The sequence below is a fragment of the Shewanella sp. genome (assembly GCF_041630135.1).
Classification (GTDB): Bacteria; Pseudomonadota; Gammaproteobacteria; order Enterobacterales; family Shewanellaceae; genus Shewanella.
On sequence record NZ_JBFKLW010000055.1, the window covers coordinates 21,948 to 29,232 of the forward strand.

Sequence of the window (7,285 nt, forward strand, 5' to 3'; positions counted from 1 at the left end):
CTGTGGCTCTTCTGCCGTGCCATGCTCTTGGGTTTGCATCCTGGCTGCATCAAATGCCTTTTTGTCGGCATCGGCTGCCAACTCCGGCAGCGCTTCTGCCACTGGTTCATCCATCACACTGGCGGGATAGCCTCCGGCTTCGAGCCGCGCCAGTACGGCATCCACATCAATCGCAGAGCTTGCGCTGATATCGAGGCGTTTACTGGCAGGATCTGTGCGTATTTCCCAGCCGTCTGTGGCCAGCAAGGAACTAATCTTTTTGCCGCAGCCGCCACATTTCATACCGGGCACTGTGAGCTGTACGCTGTTCATAATGGCTCCTTAGCCGAACTTGACAATCGAACCTAATCTGAAAGGTGAATTCGCATTGAGTTCAGGTTAAAGTCTCCAGTAACAGGAGAGTCAAGCACAAAAATTCAGCGGGTACTTCCCCGCTGCGGAGAGCAAACAAATGAAAATTGGTGACGTCGCACGCATCACAGGGCTTAGCGTAAAGAGTATTCGTTATTACCACGATATTAATCTGGTATCGGCAAAACGGGGAGAAAATGGCTATCGGGTCTACGACAAGGCCACCCTGGAAAGTCTGCGCTTTGTGCAACAATGCCGTGAGATGGGGTTTTCCATTGAGGAGTGTCGCAACCTGCTAACGCTGCAGCAAAATCCAACCCGGGCCGCCGGTGAGGTTAAAGCACTGGCCGAATTGCACCTGAACACATTGACAGACAAAATCCGCCGTATGCAGGCGCTGCAACAACAGCTTGCTGAACTGGTGTCACAATGTCAGGGCGGTGAGCAAAGCGATTGCCCTATTCTGGCGTCATTGAGCACTGACAGTCACCCTGTGTAACGCATAGCTGCAAGCCAAAGCCCGGACGCATTTCAGTCAATGCCTTTGAAAGTTTGGTTATATCAGTAACTGACGCTGCACCTTAGCAACACCACTAATAAGCCACCGCCAGAGGTGCTGCCCGCTGCAAATCAAGCGCCGGCACAGGATCTGCCGGACTGAATCCAAACACCTGACCATAAAAGCCCAATTCATACTCCAGCGCCTTGATAAGATTGGCATCCTTCCAATGATTGTGGCTCTCATCAGCAAAAGTCAGCAACGCCACCGGAACCCGTTTCTTAACCAGGGCTTTGTGGATAGCCAGTGTCTGATTGGGTTGCACCACTGTGTCAGCAAGCCCCTGCAACAACAATAAGGGCTTATTCAAGTGCTCTACCTGATGAATGGGTGAACGATGACGGTAAACATCCCTGTGAGTCGAGATTGGCCCAATTAACTGATCAAGGTAGCTTTTCTCAAACTTGTGGGTTTCACCAGCCAGCAATTCCAAATCGCTTATGCCGGCACGGCTAACCCCGGCCTTAAACGTATTGTCAAAAGCCAGTGCCGACAGCACCGTCAAACCACCGGCACTGGAGCCGGTAATCGCCATCCGGCTGCCATCGACCCAACCTTTACTCACCAAAAAGCGCGCTGCATTGATGGCATCATCCACATCAGCCTTACCCCAGTTGCCATAGAGTGCCTGACGGTAAGCCCGGCCAAAGCCGCTGCTGCCACGGAAATTCAAATCCAATACCGCGAAACCACGACTGGTCCAATATTGAATATCACTGCGATAGGCAAGACTCGCCTTAGCGGTGGGGCCACCATGCAATTTCACCAGCAGCGGAGGCCGGGTATCGCTCAAGGCCTTGAATGCCGGGTTACGGGGCCAATAAAAATAGCCCCACGCCCGCATATCATCAGAGGTTGCAAAGCTGATACTCTGTGCACGGGAAATAAAACGTGGATCCAATGTCAGCATATCAGGCGCATACACCAACTCGACCCCACGACCACTGACACGGTAAATGCCCTTTTCAGTGGTCACCTTATTGCCGATAAAATACACGCCATCATGGCCACCGGTAAGTTGTTTGATATCACCAAAATCCACGGCAATATCTTCAACCGAACCACTGTCCAGATGCTGTCGGATCAACCCCGCTTCACCGTTGTGGATGTAGCTGGCAATAATGCTGTTGTTGTCCTCAAAGGCATAATTACGCTCTCCAAGGCGCCAGGCTGGCCCGGCAAAGTCCGCTGATTTTTTCAGTAGCGGTTCGGGATTGCCATCGTCCCCAAGACGATAGAGATTCCACCAATCATCGAAATCAGCGATAAAGTACAGCCGGCCATCCGGCCCGAACATCGGTTGGGTTATGGCGGCATTGCCCTCGTTGCCAGCAACGATTTTCGCACTGTGCAACCTGCCTTTGCGGTCAAGCTCCCCAAGCCACAGGCGTGTGTTATCCCATGGCATGGCAGGGTTTTCCCAGGTCAGCCAGGCAAGCTGAGTGTTTTGCGTGTTAATGGCTGGTGAGCTGATAAAATCATGGCCTTCGACAAAGACATCACCTTCACCGGCAAAATTAAGGTTGATGGTCACCAAACTCGCCTTTGGCGTACCGGGCTTTCGATGATCTTCCCGCACACAAATAATGCGCGAACCTTTAGGATAAGAAATGCAATCACCATGGCGGGTGCCATTGGGGGTGAGCGCCAACGGAGGCTGATTGGGCGCAAAACGATAAAACAGCTGATCGGCCAAAGCCGTAGCAAACAAGCTCTGTCCTATACCGAGGAAATCGCCGCCGCCATACTCATTCACACGACTGCCAACGTTAAACCCATCAGGCACCACGGCGGTGACCTTGCCATCGTTTTCAAGACGACGAATGGTTGTGGTGCCGGTTTCACCATCAAAAAGAGAAAAGTAAATGACATCGCCGACAGCTCTGAGTTCCAGCAACTCATCGGAATTGGCATACACATCTTCAGCTGTGAGCGGTGAGATCCAGGTGCCATACTGGGCGGTGGCAGGCTCAACATCAGTTGAAACGGACACAACCATTTCCTGTGGTTTTTCGCATCCCAATACCAGCCAGGTCATGAGGCTGAATGCCAGCAGACGATGCCCAGTGCCAAACCCCATGTCTATGCCCCCCAAACGCCGCAGTACTCTATAAAACCCGTGCCAATCAGAACTTAAACTTAGCTAACAGCCAGGCCATTACCTGTTTCTGTTGTGTATCGCTCAAACCAAAATAAACGCACACCCAGGGCGACAATAGAAAATACCAGGGGATCATCCGGGTATCTCTGCCGCTTATCAGCAGATAAATAAAGCCGCCGTAAATCACCACGACACCCGCATAACCCACCCACAGCATCATCTTTCTGGTGTAATGCTCAAACCTCGACATTTGGATCAGGCCCTTTGGCTATCGCAGAATGAAAGCGCTTTCTATATGCTTTTCAATACGATTCATATTCTTTGTTTAACCGGCATTGTTCATTTTGACCCGGAGGATGTCAACGACAGCCAGAAAAAACGCCCAAAAAACAAAGGCACCTGCGTACATTAAACGTCAGGTGCCAACCAAATTATTCAGATGCTTGTATAGCATACAAACTCTGACAGAGCGCTGTGATTAGAAGCGCAAACCGCCATCAATTTCAAATACACGGCCGTTTACATAATCATTTTCAATGATAAAACGCACTGTAGAGGCAATTTCACCGGCATCACCAAGGCGTCCGACAGGTACCAATTTCTCGAGTCGCTCCAACGCTTCAGGCTTCATCGCGGCGGTCATCTCAGTCGCAATTACGCCGGGTGCCACTGCTGCTGCACGAATGTTATGACGGGCAAGTTCCTTGGCCCAGCCTACCGCCATGGTGGCAACCCCCGCCTTAGAGGCGGCGTAGTTGGTCTGTCCCATATTACCGGAGCGTGCCAGGCTGGAAATATTGATAATCACCCCGCCCTCACCGGTTTCAATCATGGCACAGGCCGCTTCACGACCACACAGGAAGGTGCCGGTAAGGTTAACGTTAATTACCGACTGGAACTGCGCCAGCGACATGCGATCGCTGATTACGCCGTCTTTGGCTTTCACCAACATGCCATCACGCAAAATACCGGCGTTATTGATAAGCACATGCACGGCGCCAAAGTCTTCAAGAATGTACTTAAAGCCTGCTGTCACATCTTCTTCGTCGGTGATATCCAGTGCATAACCCTGCACCTCGGTGGCATCACCAATCTCGGCACAGGCGCGCTCAAGGCGCTCCTGATCCACGTCAATCAGAGCCAGTTTGGCACCATGAGCAGCCAAATCTTTGGCCATTGCCAACCCCAAACCACCGGCACCACCGGTGATAACCACTACCTTATCCTTTAATTCCATCTTAGATCCTTAGGCTCATTCGCCTTTGGCAAAGTGTTCAAAAATACTTGAAAAATCCAGTTTGCCATTACCGCCGCGGGCATGGGAAACATACAGACTGCGGGCCAGTGCGCCCATAGGTGTGCTCGACTGGCTGCCCAGCGCGGCCTCTTGAGACAGCCCCAAATCCTTGACCATCAAATCGACCATAAAACCGCCCTGATAACCTTTTGACGAAGGCACATTCTCCATCACCCCCGGGCACGGGTTGTATTTTTCCAACGTCCAGTTGCCACCACTGGATACCTTCATGATGTCAGACAACACCTTGGGATCGAGTCCATGGTCAATACCCAGCGACAAGGCTTCACTGGTGCCCACCATCAGCACAGACAGCAGCATGTTATTGCAGATTTTTGCTACTTGTCCGGCACCGGGGCCGCCGGCGTGGAAAATGTTGGCACCCATATTGGACAGCACCACTTTGGCCGCTTCAAAAGCCTTGTCGGTGCCACCACAAATAAAGGTCAGAGTACCGGCTGCTGCGCCCGCAGTACCGCCAGATACGGGGGCATCGATAAATTCAAGTCCGTTGGCCGCTGCAGCCTCAGCTACAGTGCGCGCACTGGCGGCATCGATGGTGGAGCAGTCTATCAGGAGACAACCGGCTTTCACCACATCAATCAAGCCTTTAGCTGATTCTGTGCCCAAATAAAGGCCACGCACATGTTTGCCGGCTGGCAACATGCTCACCACTACATCGGCATCTTTTGCAATTTCCTGGGCGCAAGCGCCACTCCCGGCACCCTGAGCCATTAACGCTTCAACCGCCGCAGGGTTTAAATCGAATACCTTCACCTGGTGGCCGGCTTTAATAAGATTGGCCGCCATAGGCCCGCCCATATTACCAAGGCCGATAAATGCTACGCTTGCCATACACTCGCTCCTTGAAATGCTTGTCCCCGAAACTTGACCAGTTAAGGGAAGAAAACCGGCCCAGCAAAGCTGCAGACCGGATCGATATTAGGATTACAGATTGTTCAACGGATGGGTCTGCCCCTGCCAGGGCGAAGTCAAGAGCTTTACCAGCACCTCTTGAGGCACAGACGCGACATCGGCAAACTGCCATTTTGGCGTCCTGTCCTTATCAATCAGCAACGCCCGCACCCCTTCAACAAAGTCGCCATGGGCACAACAGTTAACGCTGACACCCAGCTCCCAGTGGAAACAATTATCCAAAGACAATTCATCACCGATAATCGCCTGGTGCCAAATGATATGGGCACTGATAGGGCTACCGGCAAGGAAGGTGTCACGGGCACGGATAAGCTGTGGTGCGTCCTGCGAAGAGAGCGCCTCAAAACGACGGACTATGTCCTCAAGCTCCCCTGTGCACAGCGCCGTAATGGTGTCCATGTTGGTCTTGAGAAAGCTTTCCTGCGCTGGAACATTACGTGCGTTAAGCACCTCTGTCAGACGTGTATGGTTAACCGTGTCGTCATCGTCCCACATCACCTCAGCCAGAGCATCCAGCAGCGGCTCTTTGTCATCACTGCCAAGCAGATAATTGGCTGTGCCGGCAAACAGGGCATCTGCGCCATTCATCTGGAATGCTGTCAGCCCCAGGAACAGGCCGATTTTTTCTGGCATATGAGCCAAAAAGAAGGTGCCACCCACATCCGGGTACAAACCAATGGTGATTTCCGGCATGGCAATACGGGAACGTTCAGTGGCAATACGGTGGCTGGCACCGGCCATCAGGCCAAGGCCACCGCCCATCACTATGCCATCGCCCCACACCATAAACGGCTTGCCGAATTCGTGGATAAGATAGTCGAGGCGATATTCCTCCTCAAAAAACACCTTGGCCAGGGTATCAACACTGCCGGGAGCTTCTTTGCTGGCCTGATACAGCGCCCGCACATCGCCACCGGCACAAAAGGCTTTTTCACCGGCGCCGTCCAGCAGCACCATGGCAATATCATCGTCCGTTTGCCAGGCCTGAAGCTGAGCCGTTAAAGCCCGCACCATGTCCAGATCCAGCGCGTTAAGCGCGGTTTCGACATTGAGGGTAGCCACGCCAATCTGCTTGCCCGAGGCGGTACCCAGCGTCTGAAAAACAACTTTCTGTGTCATGCTGTCTCCTTGCATATCAGTATCCAAGGCAAGGCCTCAGCGGTTTTTCCACACTGCGGCACGCTTCTCAAGGAAGGCATTAACCCCTTCGGCCTGATCTTCAGTATCAAAAAGCCCGATAAAAAGTTCACGTTCAAGGGGCAGTGCCTGGGTGCGCGGCATACTGCGGCCACTCTGAATCAGCTTTTTGCATACCGCTACCGCTGAAGGGCTCTGCTTGGCCACTTTGGCGGCAAGGGCAATGGCTGCATCGAGCGCTTCGCCGGTTTCCACCACTTCTTCCACCAGCCCAAGATTCAGCGCCTTGGTGGCGTCGATACGCTCGCCGCAGAGGATCATGCGCTTGGCCCAGCCCTCACCCACCAGCGCGGTGAGATTTTGGGTACCACCGGCGCAGGGCAACAGGCCAACAGTGGCTTCAGGCAGTGCCATCACCGCCTGGATTTCGGCGATGCGGATGTCGCACGCCAGCGCCACTTCCAGGCCGCCGCCCATGGCATAGCCATTAATGGCGGCAATGGACACGCCACGAAACGCGCTCAAGGTCTCGAACGCCTCGCCAAAGGCTTTGGCCATGGTGGCCGCGTTGCCTTTATCACCGTCGGCAAACAGCTTCAGGTCGGCGCCGGCGGAGAAAAACTTCTGGCCTTCGCCGGTCAGCACCAGCGCGTAAATCTCGCTGTTATCATTCAGCTCAAGTACCTTTTGCTTAAGCTCATTCAGGCTCTCACGGGTCCAGGTGTTGGCCGGCGGATTACTGATAGTGAGAATGGCAGTATTACCTTCGATACGTTCAATCAAAAAAGCCATGGCAATAATTCCTTATTCTGTCGAAGTCTCTATTCAATCGAAATCACTGGCAAATCAGAGAATGTCGTGGGCGTTTTCGTCCAGCAGGCGACGGGAGATAATAAGGCGCATG

7 protein-coding genes are annotated in these 7,285 nt (G+C 53.0%); 1 reads left to right on the forward strand and 6 read right to left on the reverse strand.

The window, feature by feature from the left end:
* The first annotated feature begins 451 nt into the window (after positions 1–451).
* Entirely contained in the window at positions 452–850 is a 399-nt protein-coding gene (locus ABYK60_RS14175; protein WP_372872673.1) for a MerR family DNA-binding protein, read from the forward strand.
* A gap of 94 nt (positions 851–944) precedes the next feature.
* Here ABYK60_RS14175 and ABYK60_RS14180 read toward each other — a convergent pair whose 3' ends face one another.
* The 6 genes from ABYK60_RS14180 to ABYK60_RS14205 form a co-directional block, all read right to left on the reverse strand.
* Positions 945–2,990 carry a prolyl oligopeptidase family serine peptidase gene (locus ABYK60_RS14180; RefSeq protein ID WP_372872674.1) on the reverse strand — a complete coding sequence of 682 codons (2,046 nt, stop codon included), beginning with the start codon at positions 2,988–2,990 and terminating at the stop codon, positions 945–947.
* Positions 2,991–3,036: 46 nt separating this feature from the next.
* Entirely contained in the window at positions 3,037–3,261 is a 225-nt protein-coding gene (locus ABYK60_RS14185; protein WP_372872675.1) for a hypothetical protein, read from the reverse strand.
* Positions 3,262–3,489: 228 nt separating this feature from the next.
* Positions 3,490–4,248 carry an SDR family oxidoreductase gene (locus ABYK60_RS14190; RefSeq protein WP_372872676.1) on the reverse strand — a complete coding sequence of 253 codons (759 nt, stop codon included), beginning with the start codon at positions 4,246–4,248 and terminating at the stop codon, positions 3,490–3,492.
* Positions 4,249–4,263: 15 nt separating this feature from the next.
* Positions 4,264–5,163 carry a 3-hydroxyisobutyrate dehydrogenase gene (gene mmsB, locus ABYK60_RS14195; RefSeq protein WP_372872677.1) on the reverse strand — a complete coding sequence of 300 codons (900 nt, stop codon included), beginning with the start codon at positions 5,161–5,163 and terminating at the stop codon, positions 4,264–4,266.
* Positions 5,164–5,256: 93 nt separating this feature from the next.
* Positions 5,257–6,363, reverse strand: a complete 1,107-nt coding sequence (locus ABYK60_RS14200; RefSeq protein ID WP_372872678.1) for an enoyl-CoA hydratase/isomerase family protein — start codon at positions 6,361–6,363, stop codon at positions 5,257–5,259.
* 36 nt (positions 6,364–6,399) lie between these two features.
* Positions 6,400–7,173: an enoyl-CoA hydratase gene (locus ABYK60_RS14205; protein ID WP_372872679.1), complete on the reverse strand. Its 774-nt coding sequence runs from the start codon at positions 7,171–7,173 to the stop codon at positions 6,400–6,402.
* Between the last annotated feature and the right edge of the window lie 112 nt (positions 7,174–7,285).